The 24,144-nt window shown below is 70.4% G+C and carries 22 protein-coding genes; 16 read left to right on the top strand and 6 right to left on the bottom strand.

Translation table 11 applies throughout. The features are described 5' to 3' along the window. Positions 1-5: 5 nt before the first annotated feature. Positions 6-1,571 carry an Hsp70 family protein gene (locus tag QE449_RS14415; protein ID WP_222627316.1) on the bottom strand — a complete coding sequence of 522 codons (1,566 nt, stop codon included), beginning with the start codon at positions 1,569-1,571 and terminating at the stop codon, positions 6-8. A gap of 173 nt (positions 1,572-1,744) precedes the next feature. On the opposite strand from QE449_RS14415, the gene QE449_RS21460 reads away from it, so the two are divergent. The 3 genes from QE449_RS21460 (at position 1,745) to groL (ending at position 4,306) form a co-directional block, all read left to right on the top strand. After that, positions 1,745-1,984, top strand: a complete 240-nt coding sequence (locus QE449_RS21460; protein WP_373425229.1) for an LLM class flavin-dependent oxidoreductase — start codon at positions 1,745-1,747, stop codon at positions 1,982-1,984. 318 nt (positions 1,985-2,302) lie between these two features. Beyond that, complete coding sequence (groES, locus tag QE449_RS14405; RefSeq protein ID WP_027503792.1) at positions 2,303-2,602, top strand: co-chaperone GroES; 300 nt, start codon at positions 2,303-2,305, stop codon at positions 2,600-2,602. Between the two features lie 87 nt (positions 2,603-2,689). After that, a complete protein-coding gene (groL, locus tag QE449_RS14400) occupies positions 2,690-4,306 on the top strand; it encodes a chaperonin GroEL (RefSeq protein ID WP_027503791.1) in 1,617 nt (538 codons plus the stop codon). Positions 4,307-4,370: 64 nt separating this feature from the next. Here the strand turns inward: groL and QE449_RS14395 are convergent, their stop codons facing one another. Then, entirely contained in the window at positions 4,371-4,664 is a 294-nt protein-coding gene (locus QE449_RS14395) for a WhiB family transcriptional regulator (RefSeq protein WP_037183820.1), read from the bottom strand. Positions 4,665-4,962: 298 nt separating this feature from the next. On the opposite strand from QE449_RS14395, the gene QE449_RS14390 reads away from it, so the two are divergent. The 3 genes from QE449_RS14390 to QE449_RS14380 all read left to right on the top strand — a co-directional run bounded on the left by QE449_RS14390 (position 4,963) and on the right by QE449_RS14380 (position 7,451). Further along, positions 4,963-5,718 carry a hypothetical protein gene (locus QE449_RS14390; RefSeq protein ID WP_307109021.1) on the top strand — a complete coding sequence of 252 codons (756 nt, stop codon included), beginning with the start codon at positions 4,963-4,965 and terminating at the stop codon, positions 5,716-5,718. A gap of 136 nt (positions 5,719-5,854) precedes the next feature. Next, positions 5,855-6,433 carry a sigma-70 family RNA polymerase sigma factor gene (locus tag QE449_RS14385; protein ID WP_027503789.1) on the top strand — a complete coding sequence of 193 codons (579 nt, stop codon included), beginning with the start codon at positions 5,855-5,857 and terminating at the stop codon, positions 6,431-6,433. Then, positions 6,426-7,451, top strand: coding sequence for an anti-sigma-D factor RsdA (locus tag QE449_RS14380; RefSeq protein ID WP_307109020.1), 1,026 nt, complete (start codon positions 6,426-6,428; stop codon positions 7,449-7,451). The genes QE449_RS14385 and QE449_RS14380 overlap by 8 nt, the downstream gene beginning before the upstream one ends. 87 nt (positions 7,452-7,538) lie before the next feature. Here the strand turns inward: QE449_RS14380 and QE449_RS14375 are convergent, their stop codons facing one another. Next, entirely contained in the window at positions 7,539-7,943 is a 405-nt protein-coding gene (locus QE449_RS14375; protein ID WP_027503788.1) for a DUF5319 domain-containing protein, read from the bottom strand. A 287-nt stretch (positions 7,944-8,230) separates the two neighbouring features. Between QE449_RS14375 and guaB the strand changes: the two genes are divergently transcribed. The 4 genes from guaB (at position 8,231) to guaA (ending at position 14,407) form a co-directional block, all read left to right on the top strand. Beyond that, positions 8,231-9,697 carry an IMP dehydrogenase gene (gene guaB / locus QE449_RS14370; RefSeq protein ID WP_027503787.1) on the top strand — a complete coding sequence of 489 codons (1,467 nt, stop codon included), beginning with the start codon at positions 8,231-8,233 and terminating at the stop codon, positions 9,695-9,697. Positions 9,698-9,766: 69 nt separating this feature from the next. Beyond that, positions 9,767-10,909: a GuaB3 family IMP dehydrogenase-related protein gene (locus QE449_RS14365; protein WP_027503786.1), complete on the top strand. Its 1,143-nt coding sequence runs from the start codon at positions 9,767-9,769 to the stop codon at positions 10,907-10,909. 80 nt (positions 10,910-10,989) lie between these two features. Then, positions 10,990-12,780, top strand: coding sequence for an FAD-dependent oxidoreductase (locus QE449_RS14360; protein ID WP_307109019.1), 1,791 nt, complete (start codon positions 10,990-10,992; stop codon positions 12,778-12,780). Between the two features lie 28 nt (positions 12,781-12,808). After that, positions 12,809-14,407, top strand: coding sequence for a glutamine-hydrolyzing GMP synthase (gene guaA, locus QE449_RS14355; protein WP_056442621.1), 1,599 nt, complete (start codon positions 12,809-12,811; stop codon positions 14,405-14,407). Between the two features lie 39 nt (positions 14,408-14,446). On the opposite strand, the gene QE449_RS14350 is transcribed toward guaA, so the two are convergent. Together QE449_RS14350 and QE449_RS14345 are read right to left on the bottom strand one after the other, a co-directional pair. Beyond that, positions 14,447-14,683, bottom strand: a complete 237-nt coding sequence (locus QE449_RS14350) for a hypothetical protein (protein WP_056442488.1) — start codon at positions 14,681-14,683, stop codon at positions 14,447-14,449. Next, entirely contained in the window at positions 14,673-15,941 is a 1,269-nt protein-coding gene (locus QE449_RS14345; protein WP_307109018.1) for a PspC domain-containing protein, read from the bottom strand. The genes QE449_RS14350 and QE449_RS14345 overlap by 11 nt, the downstream gene beginning before the upstream one ends. Before the next feature lie 140 nt (positions 15,942-16,081). On the opposite strand from QE449_RS14345, the gene QE449_RS14340 reads away from it, so the two are divergent. Genes QE449_RS14340 through QE449_RS14330 form a run of 3 tightly spaced genes read left to right on the top strand, consistent with a single transcriptional unit; the run spans position 16,082 to position 18,989 of the window. Further along, entirely contained in the window at positions 16,082-17,398 is a 1,317-nt protein-coding gene (locus QE449_RS14340) for a sensor histidine kinase (RefSeq protein ID WP_373428300.1), read from the top strand. A 2-nt stretch (positions 17,399-17,400) separates the two neighbouring features. Further along, positions 17,401-18,036 carry a response regulator transcription factor gene (locus QE449_RS14335; protein WP_056442618.1) on the top strand — a complete coding sequence of 212 codons (636 nt, stop codon included), beginning with the start codon at positions 17,401-17,403 and terminating at the stop codon, positions 18,034-18,036. Next, entirely contained in the window at positions 18,033-18,989 is a 957-nt protein-coding gene (locus QE449_RS14330) for an endonuclease/exonuclease/phosphatase family protein (protein ID WP_307109017.1), read from the top strand. The genes QE449_RS14335 and QE449_RS14330 overlap by 4 nt, the downstream gene beginning before the upstream one ends. 90 nt (positions 18,990-19,079) lie before the next feature. Here the strand turns inward: QE449_RS14330 and QE449_RS14325 are convergent, their stop codons facing one another. After that, positions 19,080-20,330, bottom strand: coding sequence for a serine/threonine-protein kinase (locus QE449_RS14325; RefSeq protein ID WP_231476091.1), 1,251 nt, complete (start codon positions 20,328-20,330; stop codon positions 19,080-19,082). A 186-nt stretch (positions 20,331-20,516) separates the two neighbouring features. Between QE449_RS14325 and QE449_RS14320 the strand changes: the two genes are divergently transcribed. From QE449_RS14320 to dinB, 3 genes are read left to right on the top strand one after another with little or no spacing between them, the layout of a single operon-like run. Beyond that, positions 20,517-21,323 (top strand): hypothetical protein, encoded by an 807-nt coding sequence (locus QE449_RS14320; protein WP_056442476.1) that lies wholly within the window; start codon positions 20,517-20,519, stop codon positions 21,321-21,323. Further along, positions 21,320-22,897 carry a DNA polymerase Y family protein gene (locus QE449_RS14315; protein ID WP_027503778.1) on the top strand — a complete coding sequence of 526 codons (1,578 nt, stop codon included), beginning with the start codon at positions 21,320-21,322 and terminating at the stop codon, positions 22,895-22,897. The genes QE449_RS14320 and QE449_RS14315 overlap by 4 nt, the downstream gene beginning before the upstream one ends. After that, a complete protein-coding gene (gene dinB / locus QE449_RS14310; protein WP_307109016.1) occupies positions 22,894-24,129 on the top strand; it encodes a DNA polymerase IV in 1,236 nt (411 codons plus the stop codon). The genes QE449_RS14315 and dinB overlap by 4 nt, the downstream gene beginning before the upstream one ends. The last annotated feature ends 15 nt before the right edge of the window (positions 24,130-24,144 follow it).

The raw sequence follows: 24,144 nt of genomic DNA, 5'->3' as shown, positions 1-24,144 counted from the left end.
GCCCGTCAGGCGGGTGGTGCAGTCGACGGTGTGACCGCCGGAGCGGACGTGGTCGGTACGGGAACGAGGCCCTCGGGGAGCACGGACTCCGGCACCACGGCACCGGGCGCGGGCGACACCGGTGTCGATCCGGACTCGGGCGTGCTCTCCGGCGTCGTCACCGGCGGGGTCGGCAGCACACTGGTCAGGTCCGTCCACCACGGCGGGATTCCGGGAACGTCCGGCAGGACGATGACCGGAAGATCGGGAGCCGGGCGGAGTGTCGGGGTGGTGGACGTCGGCGGCGCCACGGTCGTCGTCGCCGTGGCCGACGGTGACGACGAGCGAGTCGGGTAGGGACGCACCTCGGGGGTGTAGGTGTAGTCGGTCGTCGGCCACGGTTCCGCGGCCGTGGGCTCCGGCGCGTCGTCCTCCCAGCCACCGGTCAGAGCGGGCGGCGCCGCCTCGGGTGCCGACGCGCTGGTGGCCGTCTCCTCCGTGGTCGAGTTCGGGAGTTCCGAGGTGGCCACCGTGGTGACGGCCGGCTCGCTCGACGGGGTCAGGGCCTGGACGCCGTACGCGAGCACGACGGCCATGGCCGCGCACGCCGCGGCGAGCAGCCCGACCGTTCGCAGGCCCCCGGCGATCGAGGTGGGCGGCCGGGTGGACGCGGGCAGCACCGAGTGGCCGAGGTCGCGGGCCAGCAGGGCTGCGCCCTTGGCCACGGCGGCATCGGGTTCGGGCGTCGGCACCGCGGGCACGTCGGCGGCGTGGGTGATGGTCTCGACCACGGCGGGCACGTGGGCGCCGCCGCCGACCACGGCGGCCGCCTCGGGGCGTGCGGTCGGGCCGGCCTCGTCGAGCACCTCGAGAACCAGCTCGCGCAGCGCAGCCAACGGTGCGGCGATGGCGACGACCATCTCGGCGCGAGTCACGGTGAGCGTCTCGGCTCCGGGCAGATCCACGGTGACGGACTCGTGGAAGGACAGTTGCTCCTTGGCCGTGCGCAGACGTGCCGCGACCACCGGGCGATCCGAGGTGGTGACCGCGGGCAGCCTCTCGGCGGTCAGGGCGAGGAGGTGCGCGTCGAGGACGGCTCCGCTGACCTCGTCGGTGCGCCGGACCGCGCGCACGGTGCCGTCGACCTGATCGATCACCGTCGTGGTGGTGCCCGAGGCGCCGACGTCGACGAGCAGGACGTGGCCGTACCGCGCCACCTCGCCGGTGTGCCGGAGCCAGCACAGCAGAGCGTCGGTGTCGGTCACCAGATGGTCGTCCGTCACGTGATGACGACGGGTCGCCGACAGAATGGACCGCGACCCGAGGCCGCCGCGATGCGCCACGGCGATACGTCCGCCCGACGTGGCGGGGCGGGTGTCGTCGTCGACGAGGTGGTGGGACGCGAGATCGAGCGAGGTGGCGACCAGGTCACCGATGTCGGAGCGGGCGCCCTCGGCGGTCACGGTGCGGTAGTCGAAGGTCTCGGTGCCGTCGGGAGCGGTGGTGAGGACGGCGCAGCACACCACCTCGGATCCTGCCGAGACCCCGATGGTGGGTTCGGGGACCACACTCTCCTGCTGTGTGTCCGACACGTGCATGCACCTCCTCGGGCGGTCGTTCCTACGCTGCCGTTATACGAATGTTACCGAACTCCGCCGGAAATAGTGCACATCCCGCGCTGGTTCCGGCCGCGGAGGGACACCGAACCCCTTCCTGACCAGTGCAATGACGAGACGTCACGAAAGTGAGAAAGGGGCGCGTCACCGTGTCTGCGAGCGTCGAGATCGGCATCACCACCTTCGCCGAGACCTACCCGGAGGAGGGAGTCCAGGAGGTGCGCGGCCACGGTCGACGACTGCGCGAGGTGGTCGAGGAGGCCCAGCTCGCCGACGAGGTGGGACTGGACGTGTACGGCGTCGGTGAGCATCACCGCGAGGACTTCGCCGCGTCCGCGCCCGCCGTCGTGCTCGCGGCGATCGCGGCGGGACCGAGCGCATCCGTCTGACGCATCAGCGTCGGCACGCTGCCCCACGAGACGGTGCTGCGCTCCATCGAACTTCTGGGCCGCGAGGTCGCGCCTCTGGTCCGCGAGGCGATGGCGTCCTCGACGCGACACGAGAATGTGCACTCGTGAAGGTTGAGTGCTGGCACTCGCGTGTATAGAGTGCTAGTCGACGACAGGTTCAGTGACCCGGCACCCGCGACGACGGGCCACCGCAATCGTGCGTCGTGAACCAGAGCAGTACCCAGCAGGACGAACACCAGCACAATCCGTGCCGGGGACCAGCCCCGGACCGACAATCGTGAAAGTGGAGGGCTCATCGTGGCAGGCGTGAACATCAAGCCGCTCGAGGACAAGATCCTCGTCCAGGCCGTCGAGGCCGAGACGACGACCGCCTCCGGCCTGGTCATCCCCGACACCGCCAAGGAGAAGCCCCAGGAGGGCACCGTGGTGGCCGTGGGTGAAGGCCGAGTGACCGACAAGGGAAATCGCATCCCTGTCGACGTCAAAGAGGGTGACACCGTCATCTACAGCAAGTACGGCGGCACCGAGATCAAGTACGCCGGCGAGGAGTACCTGATCCTGTCCGCACGCGACGTGCTGGCAGTCATCTCCAAGTAAGCCCCACGCCCTCCGCCCCGGTGTCCTTGTCTCGAGGACCCGGGGCGGAATGCGTCACGCCGTACTGATGAGGAGTTGGTAGGCCACATGTCCAAGCAAATCGAATTCAACGAGGTCGCACGACGCAGCCTCGAGAGGGGCGTCGACAAGCTCGCCGACGCCGTCAAGGTCACCCTCGGGCCCCGCGGCCGGCACGTGGTGCTGGCCAAAGCCTTCGGTGGTCCCACCGTCACCAACGACGGCGTGTCCATCGCCCGTGAGATCGACCTCGAGGATCCCTTCGAGAACCTCGGCGCACAGCTCGTCAAGAGCGTCGCCACCAAGACCAACGACGTCGCCGGTGACGGTACGACGACGGCGACGGTACTGGCACAGGCCCTGGTCAAGCAGGGGCTCAAGAACGTCGCCGCCGGTGCCAACCCCATCGCGCTCGGCGCCGGCATCACCAAGGCCGTCGAGCACGTGTCCGAGGCACTGCTCGCCGCCGCGGTTCCCGTGCAGGGCGAGAAGTCCATCGCGCAGGTCGCCACCGTGTCGTCCCGCGACGAGGTCATCGGCCAGATGGTCGGCGAGGCGCTCACCCGCGTCGGCGCCGACGGTGTCGTGACGGTCGAGGAGTCGAGCTCGCTCGTCTCCGAACTCGTCATCACCGAGGGCGTGCAGTTCGGCAAGGGCTACCTCTCGCCGTACTTCGTCACCGATCCGGACAGTCAGGAAGCGGTGTTCGAGGACGCGCAGATCCTGCTGTACCGCGAGAAGATCTCGTCCCTTCCCGATTTCCTGCCGCTCCTGGAGAAGATCGCGGAGTCGGGCAAACCGGTTCTCATCATCGCCGAGGACATCGAGGGCGAGGCACTGTCCACGCTCGTCGTGAACTCGATCCGCAAGACGGTCAAGGCCGTCGCGGTGAAGGCGCCGTTCTTCGGAGACCGCCGCAAGGCGTTCCTCGAGGACCTCGCGATCGTCACCGGTGCCACCGTCATCAACTCCGACATCGGCCTCAGCCTCAAGGATGCGGGCCTCGACCTGCTCGGCAGCGCACGCCGCGTCGTCGTCACCAAGGACGAGACCACCATCGTCGAGGGTGCGGGCACCGCGGAGGCCATCGCCGACCGCGTCGGACAGCTCCGTCGCGAGATCGAGGCGACCGAGTCCGACTGGGACCGCGAGAAGCTCGAGGAGCGTCTGGCGAAGCTGGCCGGCGGAGTCGCGGTCATCAAGGTCGGTGCCGCCACCGAGACCGACCTCAAGGAGCGCAAGTTCCGCGTGGAGGACGCCGTCAACGCCGCCAAGGCAGCTGTCGAGGAAGGCATCGTCTCCGGTGGAGGCGCCGCACTCGTGCACGCCAGCCGCGGCCTGAAGGACCACCTCGGTCTGACGGGCGACGAGGCCATCGGCGTCGAGGCCGTGCGCCTCGCGCTGCGGGCCCCGATGTACTGGATCGCGAGCAACGCCGGAATCGACGGTTCCGTCGTCGTCGGCAAGCTCGTCGACGCGGACGACGGCACCGGCTTCAACGCCGCCACGCTGACGTACGGCGACCTGGTCGCCGACGGCGTCATCGACCCGGTCAAGGTCACTCGGTCGGCCGTGGTGAACGCCGCGTCCGTCGCGAAGATGATCCTCACGACCGAGTCGACCGTCGTCGACAAGCCCGAGGTCGTCGAGGACGAGGGCGGCCACGGTCACGGCCACAACCACTGACCACCCTCTCGACGAGCGAGGCCCCATCGGACACTGTCCGGTGGGGCCTCGCTCGTTCGTGGGGTCAGGAGGCCAGACGGCGACGGTTGCGCCGCGCGAAGACCTCGCGCTCGGTCTCGGACATGCCGCCCCAGATGCCGTACGGCTCGCTCACGGCGAGCGCGTGGCTCCGGCACTGGGCGAGGACGGGGCACGCGCGGCACATCTCCTTGGCCTTCATCTCGCGTTGCGCTCGCGCTCGTCCTCGTTCACCATCGGGATGGAAGAACATCGACGAGTCCTCGCCGCGGCACGATCCGTGCATCTGCCAATCCCAGATATCGGCATTGGGTCCGGGAAGGTGATTGGGCTGGGGCATTGTGTACTCCTAGGACTCTCACGCACGGTCGTGAATTCTTCTGGTGCAGTTCACGATCTGTCGCAACCGTAGAGCCGGGCGAGTTTCACCGTCAACAGTCTCGATCGTGGTGATCTGCATACTCCGAGCAGGCATTAATTAACTCGGACGACACTTTTCTCTGGTGTCGAGCCGGTAGGGGAGTCCTCGTAATGTCCCTGTCACATCGTCGACAAGACACCGACACACTGTGCCCGGAAATGTCGTGACATTTCGTGTGTAAATTCCTGGATAACGCCCGAAGACTATTCTGTTTCCCGTGCAGTCCTCGTGTCCTCCCGTGCCCGGTCCGGACTCCCTGACACGGTGGTCGGAGGCCGTCGACGCCGGGGCCCGCGGGTGGTACGCCGCCTCGCTCACCCGGGCGCGGTCGCTGCGGCGCGACGCCGATCCGGCCGTGCGGTCCCTGAGCGCGAGCCTCGAGGGGTCGCTGCTGCGCCAACTCGGCCGCCACACCGACGCCGCGGTGCGTGACGGCGCGGCGCTCGTCGACAGCGGCTTCTCCCGTGGGACAGGTCCGCGCCGGGCGATCGACGTCGACGCCGCCGTGGACGCCCTCGTCGGTCTCGCCGCCGATGCCATCGGTCCCCGCCGCCTCGCGCGGGCCGACGTCCTCCTCGCCCGGGCGGAGTCGGTGCTCGCCACCCGGCCGGGGCACCAGCGAGTGTCACTCCGCGTGATGTGGGTCCGGGCGGAGGTGGCGATGGCGTCGGGTGACGCGCGGCGCGCCCTCGACGCGGCGGAGGCATCCGTTCGGGCGGCACGGGAGTTCCGGTCGCCGCGGCACCTCGTCAAGTCCCGTGTGGTGCACGCCGCGGCCCTGCTGGTGGCGGGTGACCACTCCGTCGCCGTGACGGCAGCGCGCTCGGTGCGCGACGACGCCGTCGCCGCCGACCTGCTCCCGCTCGCGTGGGCCTCCGCCTGCCTGTCCGAAGCGTGCGGTGACCGCGACGCCGGCGCTGTCCGACGGGTGTTCGAGGTTGCGATCCGATCACGCGGTGGGCAATTCTCGTGACCGAACCGTACGGTTCGGTCGAGCCGCGTCGGGCGGCGACTATCCTTGAGAGGTTCCGCACCGGGCCGTCGGGGACCGGGAGGAAGCGCGCTCGATTCCGGAGCGGGCCCGATGTGAGGTGGGAAACACTCTGACGATGATTGCCACGGGTGAGGGGCTGGACTCGGCCGTCGCCGCAGCTGCTCGCGGCGACCGAAGGGCTCTCTCCGTCGTCCTCGAAACCATCAGGCCGATCGTGGTCCGGTACTGCCGCGCGCGCGTCGGTGCAGGTGAGAGGGGTCAGCTGTCTGCTGACGACGTCGCCCAGGAGGTGTGCCTCGCGGTCATGACAGCGCTGCCGCGCTACGAGGACCAGGGCCGCCCCTTCATGGCGTTCGTGTACGGGATCGCATCGCACAAGGTCGCGGACGCCCATCGCAGCTCCTCGCGTAACAAATCCGAACCGATGGCCGATGTACCGGATGTCATGTCCATCGAGGACGGCCCCGAGCAACGGGCGCTGGATTCGGAGGCAGGACGCCGCATGAACGAACTGCTGTCGACGCTGTCGGAGAAGCACCGCGAGATCCTGGTGCTCCGGTTGGTGGTCGGGTTGTCGGCAGAGGAGACGGCCGCCGCCGTGGGTAGTACCGCAGGCGCCGTTCGTGTGGCGCAGCACCGGGCAATAGCGAAGCTGAAGAACGAAGTAGTGGGAGCAGGTGACAAGTATGGCTAGGGACTCGTGGCGCGGCAGCGCTGGAGATTCTCGGCACGGCGCCTCCGGACACGGAGCCACCGGCCGCCCCGACGCCTCCGGCGCAGGTGGCGTCGATCCCCGAGCCGTCGACGACCTCGAGTCGTCCGGCCCCGTCGACATCATGGCCGTGCGCCGTGACGACGCGCTCATCGATGCGATCGCGAGCGACGGTCCCGTCGCGACCGTCGACTCCGACGAGTATCGCCTGGCCAGTCTGCTGGCCGAATGGCGTTCCGACATCCTCGCCGACCCGCTCCCCGAGAGTCCCGATCTCGATCAGGTCGCCGCGGCGATCGATCTCGCGCTGGCCGAGGACGCGCTGCACCGTCAGCGCACGCGGAGCCGGATGCGTTTCCTGCGCCCCGTCGCCGGTGCCGCGGCCGCCGTCGCGTTCCTCGCGGGTGGTGTCACGGCGTTCTCGTACAGCGCGATGCCGGGCGATCCCCTGTGGAAGGTGAAGGAGGTCGTCTTCACCCAGCAGGCCGATTCGACGGTCGCGCAGGTCGACACCACGTCGGCGCTGCAGGAGGTCGAGGATCTGCTCGCTCGTGGTGACGCGGAGACGGCCAAGACTCGTCTGGCCGAGGCCGCACAGCGCACGGAGAGCATCCGCGACGAGGACGAGCGTGCCCAGCTGCAGATGTGGTGGACGCGCCTGTCGGACGAGTTGGCGAAGCTGACAGCGCCGGCCGTCGTTCCGCCGCCGGCGTTGCCGACCACGCCGTTCACCACGGTGCCGACCGTGCCGCAGGACGTCATCCCGGAGATCCCCGTCGATCCGAGCCTGCAGCTCCCGCAAATCCCGCTCCCGACGGAGATCCCGCAGCTGCCGACGGACATCCAACTGCCGGGGATTCCGCTGCCGACGGACCTGCCGTTCTTCCCGCAGGCGCCCACCACCACGGTCACCGTCCCGCCGGAGATCCTGCGGGCACCGATGCCCGTGCCGTCGACGACGGCGGCGGTCACCCCGGACACGTCCGTGGTGCCCAACTGACCTCGAGTCACCGACCACGTGCACGACGAAGGCCCGCAGACACTGTCTGCGGGCCTTCGTCGTGAAGTGGTGTCGCGCGCCGACGCCCTAGGAGTCGTACCCGTCGCCCTGGAGCGCGTCGTTCATGGACGCGTCCGCGTATCCGCGGCAGTAGTCCCACGTGACGTACGCGTCGGGAATCGGGTCGTACGCGGGCTCGTGGGGACGCACCGTGCCGTCGACGAGAAGCTGCAGCAGGTTCGCGCGCAGCATGTCCCAGTCGTGGTAGTGGTCCTGCTGGCAGTCCTCGCAGCACACGACGAGGCCTCGCACGCCGCGGTGGGCGAGCAGTGCCTCGTAGACGGCGAGATCCGCGAGATCCTCCTCGACCGCCAGGCGTTCCTGGGGATCGAGGGGCTGTCCGGGCTCGATGGCGTCGAGGGCGGCCGAGGGGTCGGCTGGATCGCCGGCGAAGGGATCCGGCGGCAGACCTGGAGGCAGTTGATCGCGCACACGTCCACGGTACGCAGCAAGTGCCGGTCTGCGCCAGCGCTACACGGCTCCGCGGGGGTCCGGCGGCCTCCGGCGCACGGGGTGACCTGCGCCGGGCGGGGGACCGATACGATGTACCGCGAGCGGACGAGGGAAGTCCCCGGCTCGCACATCGATCGACCGCAGCTCAGGAGGGCCCGATCCGTATGAGTACCCCCGACAGGCCCGTGACCGCCGCAGAGGACTCGACCGCCCGCGTCGAGGCGACCCGTGTCCGCACCGGTGGCGACGACCCGAACAAGGTTGCCATGCTGGGCCTCACCTTCGACGACGTTCTCCTCATACCCGCCGCATCGGATCTCATTCCGAGCAAGGTGGACACGTCCAGCCAGCTCACCCGCGAGATCCGGCTGCGCGTCCCCCTGGTGTCCAGCGCCATGGACACCGTCACCGAGGCACGCATGGCCATCGCCATGGCTCGCGCCGGCGGTATGGGCGTCCTGCACCGCAACCTGTCCGCGGCCGATCAGGCGGCGCAGGTCGAGGTGGTCAAGCGGTCCGAGGCCGGCATGGTCACGGATCCGGTGACGTGCTCGCCGTCGGACACGCTCGCCGAGGTCGACGCGCTGTGCGCCAAGTTCCGCATCTCCGGCCTGCCCGTCACCGACGAGCGCGGCGAACTGGTCGGCATCATCACCAACCGCGACATGCGGTTCGAGGTCGACCAGAACCGCACCGTCGCGGAGGTCATGACCAAGGCTCCGCTGGTCACCGCGCGCGAGGGTGTCACGGCCGACGCCGCGCTGGGGCTGCTGCGTCGTCACAAGATCGAGAAGCTGCCCATCGTCGACGGACACGGCCGGCTCACCGGTCTGATCACCGTCAAGGACTTCGTCAAGACCGAGCAGCACCCCTACGCCACCAAGGACCGCGACGGTCGCCTGCTGGTCGGTGCCGCCGTCGGCGTCGGCGACGACTCCTGGTCCCGCGCGATGCTTCTCGCGGAGGCAGGGTGCGACGTGCTCGTCGTCGACACGGCGCACGGGCACAACTCCCAGGTCCTCGAGATGGTCAGCAAGATCAAGGCCGAGGTGGGCGAGCGTGTCCAGGTCGTCGGCGGCAACATCGCCACCCGCTCGGGAGCGCGCGCCCTGGTCGAGGCGGGTGCGGACGCCGTGAAGGTGGGCGTGGGTCCCGGTTCCATCTGCACCACCCGCGTCGTCGCCGGCGTCGGTGCCCCGCAGATCACGGCCATCCTCGAGGCGGTCGCGGTGTGCAAGGCCGCCGGTGTGCCCGTCATCGCCGACGGCGGACTGCAGTTCTCGGGTGACATCGCCAAGGCTCTCGCCGCCGGCGCCTCCACCGCAATGCTCGGATCCCTGCTCGCGGGCACCGCCGAGTCACCCGGTGAGCTGATCCTGGTGGGCGGCAAGCAGTTCAAGAGCTACCGCGGCATGGGTTCGCTGGGCGCCATGCAGGGACGCGGCGCGACGAAGTCCTTCTCCAAGGACCGCTACTTCCAGGACGACGTGCTGGCAGAGGACAAGCTCGTGCCCGAGGGCATCGAGGGGCGTGTGCCCTTCCGAGGCCCGCTGTCCCAGGTCATCCATCAGCTCACGGGCGGACTGCGGGCCGCGATGGGCTACACGGGGTCGAACTCGGTGGAGGAGCTGCAGGAGGCGCAGTTCGTGCAGATCACCTCTGCCGGACTCAAGGAGAGCCACCCGCACGACATCACCATGACCGTCGAGGCACCGAACTACACTGCCCGCTGACTCGATTCCGGCCGGAGTCGAGCGCCACCCGACCCACGAGGTCCGGGAGGCTTACGAGAGAGGACGCGCGTGCGCGACCTGGTGGAAATTGGCATGGGCCGCACGGCTCGACGGACGTACGAGCTCGAGGACGTGGACATCGTCCCGTCCCGGCGTACCCGGTCGTCGAAGGAGGTGTCGACGGCATGGCAACTGGACGCCTACCGCTTCGACATCCCGATCGTCGCGCACCCGACCGACGCGTTGGTGTCTCCGTCGTTCGCGATCGAGCTGGGCAAGCGCGGTGGCCTCGGCGTCATCAACGGTGAGGGCCTGTGGAGCCGCCACGCCGACGTGGAGTCGGTGATCGATCAGCTCGTCGAGCTCGCGGAATCGGACGTCGACGCGGACGCGCCGGTGAAGATGCTGCAGAAGCTTCACGCCGCACCCCTGCAGCCGGATCTGCTGGCCGCCGCCGTCGCGCAGGTGCGGGAGGCCGGTGTCACGGTCGCCGTGCGCGTCAGTCCCCAGAACGCACGGTCGCTGACTCCGGCACTGGTGGCCGCGGGCATCGACCTGTTGGTCGTGCAGGGCACGATCATCTCCGCGGAGCACGTGGGACACCCGAGCGAGGAACCGCTCAACATGAAGACGTTCATCGCCGAGCTCGACGTTCCCGTCGTGGCCGGCGGCGTGAGCGACCACCGCACCGCCCTGCACCTGATGCGGACCGGCGCCGCGGGTGTCATCGTCGGCTACGGATCCACCGAGGGTGCCACCACCACGGGCGAGGTCCTCGGTATCGGTGTCCCGATGGCCACCGCGATCGCCGACGCCGCCGCCGCCCGTCGTGACTACCTGGACGAGACCGGCGGCCGGTACGTGCACGTGCTCGCCGACGGCGGGATCTCGACATCGGGTCATCTCGCGAAGGCCATCGCCTGCGGTGCGGACGCCGCTGTGCTCGGCGCACCGCTCGCCCTGGCCGACGAGGCTCCCGGCCGCGGCTGGTACTGGCCGTCGGCAGCGGCGCACCCGTCGATGCCGCGCGGTGCGTTCCTGCCCGTGTCGTTCGGCGAGGACCGTCCGTCGCTGGACCGCGTCCTGTCCGGTCCGTCGACGGACCCGTTCGGTTCGCTGGACCTGGTCGGCGGCCTGCGACGGTCGATGGCCAAGTCGGGCTACTCCGATCTCAAGGAGTTCCAGAAGGTGGGCCTCAACATCCGCGGATAGTCGCGACCAGTTCCTGTCACCCGGATTCACACGTACGGTATCGTGGTGCCGATCACGTCCGGGTCTATCAGGAGGTCTCGATGAGCGACGCAACCACGACGAGCGCCACCCCGCACTACGACGTCCTCGTCGTGGGGTCCGGCTTCGGTGGCAGTGTCACGGCGCTGCGGCTCGTCGAGAAGGGGTACTCGGTCGGCGTTCTCGAGGCCGGGCGTCGGTTCGAGGACGACGACTTCGCGGCGACCAGCTGGGACCTGAAGAAGTTCCTCTGGGCGCCGAAGCTGGGCTGTTTCGGCATCCAGCGCGTCCACCTGCTGCGTGACTGCCTCATCCTCGCCGGCGCCGGTGTCGGCGGCGGGTCGCTGAACTACGCCAACACGCTCTACCAGCCGCCGCGGACGTTCTTCCAGGACCAGCAGTGGTCGCACATCACCGACTGGCACTCCGAGCTGACGCCGTTCTACGAGCAGGCGCAGAAGATGCTCGGTGTCGTGCAGAACCCGCACATGACCCCGGCGGACCACGTCATGAAGTCCGTCGCGGAGGACATGGGCGTCGGCCACACCTTCATCCAGACGCCCGTCGGCGTGTTCTTCGGCGACGAGCCCGGCAAGACGGTGCCCGATCCGTACTTCGGCGGCATGGGCCCGGACCGCACCGGCTGCATCGAGTGCGGCGAGTGCATGACGGGCTGCCGCCACAACGCCAAGAACACGCTGCTCAAGAACTACCTCGGCCTCGCGGAGAAGGCCGGCGCGGACATCGTGCCGATGACCACCGTCACCGACCTGACACCGCGACCGGACGGCTCGTGGGTCGTGTCCACCGAGCGGACCGGTGCCCGCCTGCGTAAGGGCCGTGCCACCTACACCGCGGGGCACGTCGTCCTCGCCGCCGGCACGTGGGGCACCCAGCAGCTCATGCACAAGTTCCGCGACACGGGTTCACTGCCGAACCTCTCGCCCACGGTCGGGCGCCTGACGCGCACCAACTCGGAGTCCATCGTCGGCGCGGGCAAGCTGACCTACGACCCGTCGATCGACCTCACCCGCGGTGTCGCGATCACGTCGTCGTTCCACCCCAGTGCGGACACGCACATCGAACCGTGCCGCTACGGCAAGGGCTCCAACGCGATGGGCCTGCTGCAGACGCTCATGACGGACGGCGGCGGCCGCACCCCGCGGTGGCTCAAGTTCCTCGCCGAGGTGGTCAAGAACCCCGTCCGGTTCCTGCGCATGATGAACACGCGGCACTGGAGCGAGCGCACCATCATCGCGCTGGTGATGCAGAACCTCGACAACTCCATCACCACCTTCACCAAGCGTGGTCCGTTCGGGCGTCGCCACGTCAGCAGCCGGCAGGGACACGGCGAGCCGAACCCCACGTGGATCCCGATGGGCAACGAGGCCACCCGGCGCATCGCGAAGAAGATCGACGGGATCGCCGGCGGGACGTGGGGAGAAGTCTTCAACATCCCGCTCACCGCCCACTTCCTCGGCGGCTGCGTCATCTCCGAGGACGTCGAGAACGGCGTCATCGATCCGTACCACCGCGTGCACAACTACCCGACGCTGAGCATCGTCGACGGCTCGTCGGTGTCCGCCAACCTGGGCGTCAATCCCTCGCTGACCATCAGCGCGCAGGCCGAGCGGGCCGCGTCGCTGTGGCCGAACAAGGGGGAGAAGGACCTTCGGCCCGCGCAGGGACTGCCGTACGAGCGCATCGAGCCCATCGCACCCCGCAGCCCGGTGGTTCCCGCGCACGCACCGGCGGCGCTCGTGCTGCCCATCGTCGAGATCCGGACGCCGACGAGTACGCCGCCGTCCTCGACGCGGGTCGCCAGCCACGCGGGCAGCACCGGCGCGGCATGAGGGCGGACGCGCTCTCTAGACTGTGCGCGTGACCGACTCCCCGCAGCAGGATCCCGTCCCGCCCCTCGAGAACGCGAATCCGGTGCTCGTCGTCGACTTCGGCGCGCAGTACGCCCAGTTGATCGCGCGGCGCGTCCGTGAGGCACGGGTGTTCTCCGAGGTCGTGTCGCACACGATGACGGTCGACGAGATCGCGGCGAAGAAGCCCGCGGCGATCGTGCTGTCCGGTGGTCCGTCGAGCGTCTACGCCGAAGGTGCGCCGCAGCTCGATCCGGCGCTGTTCGACCTGGACGTCCCGGTCTTCGGTATCTGCTACGGGTTCCAGGCAATGGCGGGCGCGCTGGGAGGCACCGTCACCCACACGGGCACCCGCGAGTACGGGCGCACCGACATCGACGTCTCCGGCGGAACGCTGCACGACGGGCTGCCGTCGACGCAGCCCGTGTGGATGAGTCACGGCGACGCCGTCACCGAAGCTCCCGAGGGCTTCGAGGTCGTGGCGACCAGTGCCGGCGCCCCCGTCGCCGGCTTCGAGAACCGGGCGCGACGCCTCGCCGGGGTGCAGTATCACCCGGAGGTCCTGCACTCCCCGCACGGTCAGCAGGTGCTGTCCCGTTTCCTGCACGACATCGCCGGCATCGCGCCGACGTGGACGGCGGCGAACATCGCGGACGCGCTGGTCGAGCAGGTGCGCGAGCAGGTGGGCGACGGCCGGGCCATCTGCGGTCTCTCCGGCGGTGTCGACTCGGCGGTCGCCGCGGCGTTGGTGCAGCGCGCGATCGGTGACCGCCTGACGTGTGTGTTCGTCGATCACGGACTGCTGCGAGCGGGAGAGCGCGAGCAGGTCCAGCAGGACTTCGTCGCCGCCACCGGCGCCCGGTTGGTGACGGTGGACGCCGTGGACACCTTCCTGCGCGAGCTCGACGGCGTCTCGGATCCGGAGACCAAGCGCAAGATCATCGGCCGCGAGTTCATCCGATCGTTCGAGGGTGCGGTGAGCGCGGAACTGGGTGACAGTGCGGCGCACGGGGAGTCGATCGACTTCCTCGTCCAGGGCACGCTCTACCCGGACGTGGTCGAGTCCGGCGGCGGCAGCGGTACCGCCAACATCAAGAGCCATCACAACGTCGGCGGTCTGCCCGAGGATCTGCAGTTCTCGCTCGTGGAGCCGCTCAGGCTGCTGTTCAAGGACGAGGTCCGCGCCGTCGGCCGGGAGCTCGGCCTGCCCGAGGAGATCGTGGCGCGGCAACCGTTCCCCGGCCCGGGCCTGGCCATCCGCATCATCGGATCCGTGACGCCCGATCGCCTGGCGACGCTGCGCCACGCCGACGCCATCGCCCGCGAGGAGCTGACGATGGCGGGTCTGGACTCCCAGATCTGGCAGTGCCCCGTGGTGCTGCTCGCCGACGTCCGCAGTGTGGGTGTGCAGGGCGACGGCCGGACCTACGGCCATCCCATCGTCCTGCGTCCGGTGTCGAGCGAGGACGCGATGACCGCGGACTGGACCCGGCTGCCGTACGACGTGCTCGAACGGATCTCCACCCGGGTCACCAACGAGGTGCGCGAGGTGAACCGGGTGGTGCTCGACGTGACGAGCAAGCCGCCGGGCACCATCGAATGGGAGTGAGCCCGGCGGCGGACCGCCTGCGGTCGAACGGCGAGAGCCCTACTGCGAGCGGGACTTCCGTCGCCTGACGGGTGCCAGGACGAGGACCACGCCGACGACGATCGCGGCGATCACCAGGGTCCAGCCCGACGCGGCGCCGGCGACGATCGCGGTGGGGTCCGCGCCGACGAGCGTCGGGATCGCCAGCAGCAGTGCCGCCACACCGGCGATCAGCAGGACCGGTGAGGGTCCGCGGCGATCGGTACCGCTCGTGTCGTGTCCGGTCTCATCGGTCACGGTGCACCTCCAGATTTCCCAGCGCAGTGCTGGCCTCGATGGTCAGGGTCGGTCCTGCCGTCCCGTCGGATCCGCCGTCGACCCCGCCGGCGCCGATGCAGTTCGCGTTGCCGACGGCGCTACTGCAGTCGGTGACGACGTTCATGGTCGGTGACAGCAGGATCTCGGTGTTGCCGACGGCCTTCTCCACGGTCACGGTGCGGTCCTCGGTGAGGTCGAGCCCGCGCAGGTCGAGGACGAAGTTCCCCACACCGGACTCGTACGCGGGCGCCAGCGCGGCCATCGACGTGGGCGCGATCGTCACGTTGCCCATGTTCGGCGACTCGACACCGCGCAGGTCCTGCACGTCGACCAGGGACGACACGAGGACGAACCCGGCGAGCGGGGCCGCGAGAACGAGCAAGCCGTAGCCGCGCCGCAGGAACGCGCCGATGATCAGTCCGATGCCGACGACGGTCAGCGCCACCGCGCCGACACGGGGAGCGGTCACGACGGCGGCGCCCGTGGCGGCGCCGATGCCGATGGTCACGGCGGAGGCGATGATGGCGAGGCCGATCACCGTGGACGTCAGGTGCGACTTCCGCGTCGGTGCGGGGACCGGGAGAACGGGCCGACCCGGTTCGGGGAGGTCCCAGGCGAACGGGGCGACTCCCAGAGGATCCCAGCTCGGCGGCGGCGGAGTGGACGGTGTGTCCGGGTCGTCCTTCGACAACGAGACGGGCGCAGGGTGGGCGGCGGGTTCCGGAACGTACTGGTCGGGGAGCGTCGAGTAGGCGTTCCACTGCTGTGCGGTCGGATCGTGCGCGGAGAGGGGAGCGCCGGCGAGCTCGGCCGGTGTCGGCGCGTTCGGAGTCCGACGGAACAGCAGGTACAGGGCCCCCAGCATGGCGATCGTGGACACCAGCCCCGATCCCATTCCGAGTGGTCCGACCGTGAGGACCGAGATGACGAGAGCGACGGACAGCACCACGGCCGTCGTGTGGGAGTCCGACGTGCGGCCGCGGCCGAGCAGCGACTCCGCCGGCGACACGACGTCGCCGCGGCGCGGAAGCACCAGCCAGGCAGCGAGATACAGGACCAGGCCGGATCCACCGAACAGGGTGGAGACGGCGAACGCGACACGGACGAGAACGGGGTCGACGCGGAAGCGGTGCCCGATTCCGGCGGCGACACCGGCACCGGGGCCCTGATCGGGCAGGCGCACGGGTCGGGTTCGCCAGATCTCGGACAGCTGGGCGGACGCGGTGGCGTGGGTCATGGATACATCCTGGGCTGCCGAGGCGTCCCGGCACATCGGGGCGAACCCTGATTTCGCCGGTGTCCACGCGTCGTGCGACTCGACCGAGATGGGGGAGAACCCCGATACCGCGGAGCCGTGAGCCGTGCCAGTATCGAGGCGTGTCCACCCTGCCCGCACAGCCTCCGCACACGCGGGAGCCCCCCGGCCGTCCGCCGTTGCCGACGCCGGCGCTCCGTCGCCGTGCCGCCGGACGTGTCGTCGGCGGTGTCGCGGGCGGTGTCGCCGATCACTTGGACGTCGACGTGTTCCGGGTGCGGGTCGTCTTCGCGGTGCTGTGCGCCGCGGCCGGCGCCGGTGCCGTCGCCTACGGACTGCTGTGGATCTTCACCTCCGCGGGTACCGACGTCCGCAGGCCGGACCGCTCGGAGAAACGTCGCGCGTACGGGCTGATCGCCCTCGGGATCGGCGGCGCCGTCGCGCTGGGGTCGGGGCTGACGGGCAGCTCGTCCACGATCATCGCCCCTGTCGTCGTCGTCGCGCTCGGCGCCGCGCTGGTGTGGCGGGAGTTCGACGCGGCCGGGACCCGGACGGCGGACACCCGGCCTCGGCACGCACGCACGTCGGTACTCGGGTGGGCGCGCATCGTCGCCGGAGTCACGCTCGTGATCATCGGGCTCTGTGTCGTGCTCGTCGCCCGAGTGGACGTGCGGGCGCTGCAGTCGTCCCTGCTCGCCGTCGTCGTGACGCTGGTCGGGGCGGTACTGCTCACCGTCCCGCTCTGGATGCGGTTGTGGCGCGCCCTCGGTGACGAGCGCGCGGCACGCATCCGGAACGACGAACGCGAGGAGATCGCGTCGCACCTGCACGACTCCGTGCTGCAGACCCTCGCCCTGATCCAGAAGCAGTCCACCGACTCCGCCGAGGTGATGCGCCTCGCGCGCAGTCAGGAACGAGAGCTGCGCAAGTGGCTGTTCGGGGGAGACCGGGACGACCACGCGTCTCTCGTCCGCGCGTTGGCCACCATCGCCGGTGAGGTCGAGGACCACTACGGTGTGACCGTGGATCCCGTGACCGTGGGCGACGTGGCTCTGGACGAGCCGGTCGAGAGTTCGGGGTTGAACCGTGAGGTCGCCACTGCTCTGCTCGGAGCCACGCGCGAGGCACTCGTCAACGCCGCCAAGCACTCCGGGGTGACCTCCCTCGACCTGTACGCCGAGGCGGGCTGCGACACCGTCGAGGTCTTCGTCCGCGACCGCGGGTGCGGATTCGATCCGGACAGCGTGCCGCAGGATCGACAGGGCCTGGCGCGCAGTGTGCGGGCACGCATCGAACGCCGCGGCGGCTCGGTGCGGGTGCGGTCCGCACCCGGGCAGGGTTCCGAGATCCACATCTGTGTGCCGCGGGTGCGCGGCACGGGTACCACCGGGCACGCGGACTCCGTGCCCGACACCGCGAGAGAGGAACGGTCCGCGTGACCCTGCGAGTCTTCCTGGTCGACGATCACGGAGTGTTCCGGTCGGGGGTGCGCGCGGAACTGGGGCGCGAGACCGACATCGAGGTGGTCGGTGAGGCCGGGGGCGTCGCGGACGCGGTCCGCGGTATCGACGAGATCCGTCCCGACGTCGTCCTGCTCGACGTGCACATGCCCGACGGCGGTGGGGTCGCCGTTCTGCAGTCCATCGCGGCGGGCCCGGTGTGCCTGGCGCTCAGCGTGTCCGACGCCGCCGAGGACGTCATCGCCGTGATCCGCGCCGGTGCTCGGGGTTACGTCACCAAGACCATCTCGGGGTCCGATCTCGCCGACGCGGTGCGCCGCGTCGCGGGCGGTGACGCCGTGTTCGGACCGCGGTTGGCGGGGTTCGTCCTCGACTCGTTCACCGGTCGCTCGGCGGCACCGGAACCGCCGCTCGATCCGGAGCTCGACTCCCTGACGCCGCGCGAGATGGAGGTGCTGCGTCTGCTCGCCCGCGGCTACACCTACCGCGAGATCGCCGAGACGCTCTTCATCTCGATCAAGACCGTCGAGACCCATGCCTCGAACGTGTTGCGGAAGACGCAGCAGTCCAACAGGAACGCCCTCACCCGCTGGGCACACCGACGGCGCATCGAATGAGGGCCCGTGCGGTCGCGGCCGTCGTCGTCGGTCTCGGTGGGGTGGCCGCGGGCCTGGTGGCCGTCGTCTCGTCGATGCTCGAGACCAGCAGCATGGTGGTCGTGGGTCCCGCCTCCGCGGCGCCGATCCTGTTGTGCGTGACCGTCGTCGGAGTCCTGGTGTGCCTGCTCGCGCGGCGGTGGTGGATCGCCGCGGCGTCGGCCGTTCTCCTGGGGCTGGCCGCAGTGGTCGTGGTGCCGCTGTACGTACCGGGCGCCGCGGGAGTCGCCGATGCCGCCCCCGGTGAGTCGCTGCGCGTGATGCAGGCGAACGTCAAGCTGGGAGAGGCGGATCCGCAGGCACTGGTGGCGTCGGTGCGGGAGCGCCGCATCGACGTCCTGACCGTGCAGGAGCTCACCGAGGAGTCGGTGGGGGCGTTCGACGCGGCCGGGCTCTCCGCCGCGTTGCCCTACCGGTTCGTGGCGCCGTATCAGGGCGGCGCGGGCGCCGCGATCTACAGCCGGTTCCCGCTGTCGAACGGCCGGGAACTGCCCGGTTACCTGCTCGCAAGCGTGACGGCGGATCTCGATGTCGGTGCGGCGCAGCCCCTCCGGGTCTACGCGGTGCATCCGGTGCCGCCCTGGCCGACACCCACCCCGGTGTGGGCGTCGGAGCTCGACATGCTCGGTGAGGAGTTGGCGCAGGCGTCGCCGGGAGCGGTGATCATCGGTGGTGACTTCAATTCCACGCACGCTCACAAGCGGTTCCGCGATCTGCTCACCGGCGGATACGTGGACGCGGCGGACGCTGTCGGTGCCGGGGTCATCCCGACCTACCCGATGGACACGTGGTACCCACCGGTGGTCGGGATCGACCACGTCGTGGTGCGGGACGCGCAGGTGCGCTCCCTCGAGCCCGTCGACATCGTGGGATCGGATCACCGGGGGCTCGTCGCGACCGTCGACGTCCCCTGACCCACCTCGATCTCGCGAGTACGTCCGAACTGTCGTCCTGTGGTGGATGTTCGCGACAGTACGGCCGTATTCGCCGGGGTCGGGAGCGGGTCAGAGCACCAGGAGCAGGACGATGAGCAGGAGCAGCACCGCGCCGCCGATCGCGAGGTAGAGCGGCAGCCCGGCGGGGGCGCTGAAGGACTTGGGTTCCTTCGTCTCGAACGCGGGCGGGGAGTACGTCGGGCGCGGAGCCGGCCCGGGTGCCGGCGTGGTGGACGCCGCCGTCGGACGCGGAACCCGATCCAGAGGGGTGGCGGTGTCCGCTGCCGGGAGCCCCGTCATGGTGCGGCCGTGGATGCGTTCGCCTCGCCGGGAGGTGCCCGGGACTCGGGAGCCGCGCAGCGCCCAGAACGGGACCTGACCGTCGGCCGCGCGCAGCGGGTGGTTGATCACCGATCCGGCGTTGCCGTTCTTGCCCACGGCGAGGGTGACGAAGCGGGTGCGGACCTCGGCCATGGTGGGGCGGCGCGCAGGGTCGGGTTCGAGCATGTGCAGCAACGTGGCCGTCATCGGTCCGCTCTTGCGCGGCGGGATGATGCGCCCCCCGGCGACGCGGTGCAGCAGGGCGATGGAGTCGGCGTCGATGCCGAAGGGTGGTTGTCCCTCGGTCGCGGTGTACAGCGTGGCGCCGAGCGAGAAGACGTCGCTGGCCTCGGTGGGGTCCGCGCCGCGCGCCACCTCGGGTGCGAAGTACGCGGGGGTGCCGGTGATGACGGCGCTGTTCTCCTCGTGCGTGTCCGTCTTGGCGCGCGAGATGCCGAAGTCGCTGATCTTGACCATGCCCAGCGCGCTGCCGCGATCGGCGACCAGGATGTTGCCCGGCTTGATGTCGCGGTGCACGATGCCGGCGGCGTGGGCGGCGGTGAGGGCGTCGGCGATCTGGGCACCGATCTGGATGACCTCGTCCGGGGGCAGCGACTCGGCGATGTTGAGGGCCATCGCGAGGCTGCGGGCGGGGAGGTACTCCATGATGAGCCAGGGCTCGCCGCTGTCGAGTGCGACGTCGTGCATGGCGATGGCGTGCGGGTTGTTCAGCTGGGCCGCCATCCGCCCCTCGCGCATGGCGCGTTCGCGGATCTCGCGGGCGGCCTCGGGGGTGAGGTCCACGGTCGAGGTGGCCTGTTTGACGGCCACCTTGCGGCTGAGCAACGTGTCGCTCGCGAGCCACACCGCGCCCATTCCGCCGCCGCCGAGCTTGGAGTCGAGTCGGTAGCGACCGGCGAGGAGGTAGTCGGGTCCGATGACCGGTCGCGTGCGCCCCGAGCCGGCCACCGCTCCGCTGGGCTGCTGGTGATCAGTCACGGTGTTCGAGGTTATCGGACGAGCCGATCGAGTGCCGGGCAGGGCTGTCACCAGGACGTTTCCGGGCGTCTTGACGTTCGAACGGGCAGCGGCTTTACTGATGTGAGCGTTCGAAAGTATGTTCGAATTCTCGGTCTTCCCCCGGGTCTCCAACGCAGTCTCGACCGTCCCGACCGGGGAGTGAGTATGCCTGTTTCCGTTGATCTCGAAGGCCTCGAAGGGCTGTCCCGCACCGAGCGGATCGAGTTCCTGCGGCGTCGTATCCGGTCCTCACCTGCGCGTGTGGCCGATGCCCCCGCTCCTGCCGCACCGGTCACCCTCACGGCCACCGCGCCTGCCCCGGATCCCGCGCCGGCCCGGGTCCGCCCGGTTCTCCCGGTCCCGGAGGCGTTGTCGGCGCTGCTCCCCGAGGGTGGGTTGGCCCGCGGCACGGTGGTCTCGGTGTCCGGCGCCGGATCGTTGCTCCTCGGGATCCTGGCGTCGGTCACCGGATCGGGACGGCACGCCGCCGTCATCGGTCTGCCGCGGCTGGGACTGTTGGCGGCGTCGGAGATGGGGGCGCATCTGCAGCGGGTGGCGCTGGTCCCGGATCCCGGGCCGGACCCGGTGGAGGTCGCCGCCGTGCTGCTCGACGGCATCGATCTGGTGGTGCTGGGGCTGGGCGGCATGTCGGTGCCGCCGTCGCGAGCGCGGGCGGTGGTCGCTCGGGCGCGCAACAAGGGCGCCACGCTGATCGTCACCGACGGACGCTGGGACGGCGCCGAACTCCGGTTGGACGCCCGCATCCGCGGGTACGGCGGGCTCGGCTCGGGGGCCCGTACGGGTCACGGCCGGGTGCGCGCCGTGCATCTGGGCGTCGAGGTGCAGGGCCGTGCCGTCCGGCCGCGGACCGGCCGGTTGACCCTGACGTCCACGGGCGACGGGGTCGAGTGGGGATCGGCCGACTCCGCCGTGTCGCATCAGGATCCGGTGCTGGAAGCGCTGCCGTCGTGAGCACCGACCGTCGGAGCCGGGTGCTGGCTCTGTGGTGCCCCGACTGGCCGGCCGTGGCCGCTGCCGCCGCGGCGGAGATCCCGGCCTCGTCGCCGGTGGCGGTGGTCTCCGCCAATCGTGTCGTCGCCTGCTCCGCGACGGCACGCGCCGAGGGGGTCCGTCGCGGCGGCCGACGCCGTGAGTCGCAGGCCCGCTGTCCGGAACTGTATGTGGCGCGGGCGGATCCGGATCGTGACGCGCGACTGTTCGAGCCGGTCGCCTCGGCGGTGGACGAGGTGGTGCCCGGTATCGAGGTGCTGCGGCCCGGCCTGTTGCTGCTGTCGGCGCGCGGTGCGGCGCGGTACTTCGGTTCGGAGGAGGCCGCGGCGGAGCGGCTGGTGGACACCGTCGCGGCGGTCGGTGTCGAGTGCCAGGTGGGGATCGCCGACGAGGTGTCGACGGCCGTCGTCGCGGCTCGGCACGGCGCGATCGTGCCGCGGGGGAGCGGCGCGCAGTTCCTGGCTCCGCTCCCGGTGGCCGAGCTGTCGGCGGAACCGTCTCTCGCGGCGCCGGAGCGGGTGGACCTGGTGGATCTGCTGGTGCGGCTGGGTCTGCGCACGGTGGGGGACTTCGGGGCACTGTCACCGGTGGACGTGGCCTCCCGCTTCGGCACCGACGCGGTCCTCGCGCACCGCAGCGCGCGAGGTGAGCCGGAGCGGCCGCCCTCGGCGCGCGTGCTTCCTCCCGATCTCGAGGTCGAGTACCGCTGCGACCCTCCGATCGATCGCGTCGACGCGGCGGCGTTCGCGGGTCGCGCCCTGGCCGAGAGACTGCACGTGACGCTGTCGGCCGCGGCCGTGGCCTGCACCCGGTTGCTGGTGCAGGCCACCACGGCCAACGGTGAACACCTCTCCCGCACGTGGCGATGCGCGGAACCGCTCACTCCCGAGGGCACCGCGGATCGCGTGCGATGGCAGCTCGACGGCTGGCTCACCGGCCGCAGTGAGAACAAGCCGACCGCCGGCATCGTCCTGCTGCGTCTCGAGCCGGTGGAGGTGGTGTCGGCGGGTGCGCTGCAGCTGGGACTGTGGGGCGGAGTCGGCGACGAGGACGAGCGGGCCCGCCGTGCCCTGGTGCGGGTGCAGGGTCTGCTGGGCGGCGACGCCGTCCAGGTGGGTGTGCTCAGCGGTGGTCGGGGGCCGGGTGAGCGCGTGACGATGCTGCCGTGGGGCGACGAGCCGGTGCCCGATGCTGATCCCTCCGCTCCGTGGCCCGGCCGGTTGCCGTCCCCGTCGCCCTCGGCGCTGATGCCGACGCGTCCGGAGATCGCCGTGACCGACGAGTCGGGAGTGGCGGTGCAGGTCACCGAGCGCGGCATGTTCGATCGCGTGCCCGGCCGGGTCGACTGGGGATCGCGGAGCTGGGTGCTGCACGGCTGGGCGGGACCGTGGGCGGCGGACGAGCGGTGGTGGGATCTCGGCGCCACCTCCACGGCCCGCCAGGTGGCACGGGCGCAGGTGCTGCTGGAGGACACCCGTGCCCTGCTGGTCCTGCACGACGGCGGACGATGGTTCGTGGAAGGGATCTACGAATGACGGCGGAACGCGCACGGGAACGCACGGGCGAGGCCACGATCCTGCATGCGGACCTCGACTCCTTCTACTCCTCGGTGGAGCAGCGGGACGACCCGTCGCTGCGCGGGCGACCCGTCATCGTCGGCGGTGGTGTGGTTCTGGCGGCGAGCTACGAGGCCAAGGCCTTCGGCGTGAAGACGGCCATGGGTGGCCGGCAGGCGCGCGCTCTGTGCCCGCAGGCGGTGGTGGTGCCGCCCCGGATGGCCGCCTACTCGCAGGCGAGCAAGGACGTCTTCGAGGTGTTCGAGAACGTCACCCCGCTGGTCGAGGGCATCTCCATCGACGAGGCCTTCCTCGACGTCACCGGGTTGGCGCGGCTGTCCGGATCGCCGTCGGACATCGCTCGGGACCTGCGTCGCACGGTGGCGGAGGACGTCGGTCTCCCCATCACCGTCGGGGTGGCGCGTACCAAGTTCCTCGCCAAGATCGCCAGTGCCGTCGCCAAGCCCGACGGCCTGCTGGAGGTTCCGCCGGATCGTGAGCTCGAGTTCCTGCATCCGCTTCCGGTGGAGCGCATGTGGGGCGTCGGCAGGATCACCGCCGACAAGCTGCACGCGCAGGGCATCCGCACCATCGGTGACCTCGCCGCGCACCGCGAGGGCGCGCTGGCCGCCGTCCTCGGATCGGCCGCGGGTCGGCACCTGCACGCCCTGTCGAACGGTGTCGACGCGCGCCGGGTGAGCACCGGCACGAGCCGGCGGTCGGTGGGTGCCCAACATGCTCTGGGGCGTCGTCACAAGACCCCGGCGGACATCGACGCAGCCCTCGTCGGACTGGTCGACCGTGTCACTCACCGCATGCGGAAGGGTCACCGGGCAGGTCGCACGATCACGCTGCGCCTGCGTTTCGACGACTTCACGCGAGCGACGCGATCCACGACGCTGAGCCGTGCGACGGCCGACACCCACGTCGTGCTCACCGCGGCCCGATCGCTGCTGGGCGCATCGATGTCGACCATCACGATGCAGGGCCTCACCCTTGTCGGCGTGGCGGTGTCGAATCTCGAGGACGGCGCCGCGATGCAGCTCGAGCTGCCGTTCGAGACGCCGGAGGACGAGCATCCGACCATAGACCGGACGGCCCTGGACGAGGCGCTCGACGGAGTGCAGCGCCGGTTCGGCACCTCCGCGCTCACGCGCGGTGTGCTGCTCGGGCGAGAGGAGCAGACATCGGTGCCCATGCTCCACGAGTGAGGGTCGGCGCCTCTG

The sequence above is a fragment of the Rhodococcus sp. SORGH_AS_0303 genome (assembly GCF_030819335.1).
In the GTDB taxonomy this organism is placed as follows: Bacteria; Actinomycetota; Actinomycetes; order Mycobacteriales; family Mycobacteriaceae; genus Rhodococcoides.
Note: the sequence above shows the minus strand (reverse complement) of the source record. Positions and strands in the feature narration are given on the sequence as shown.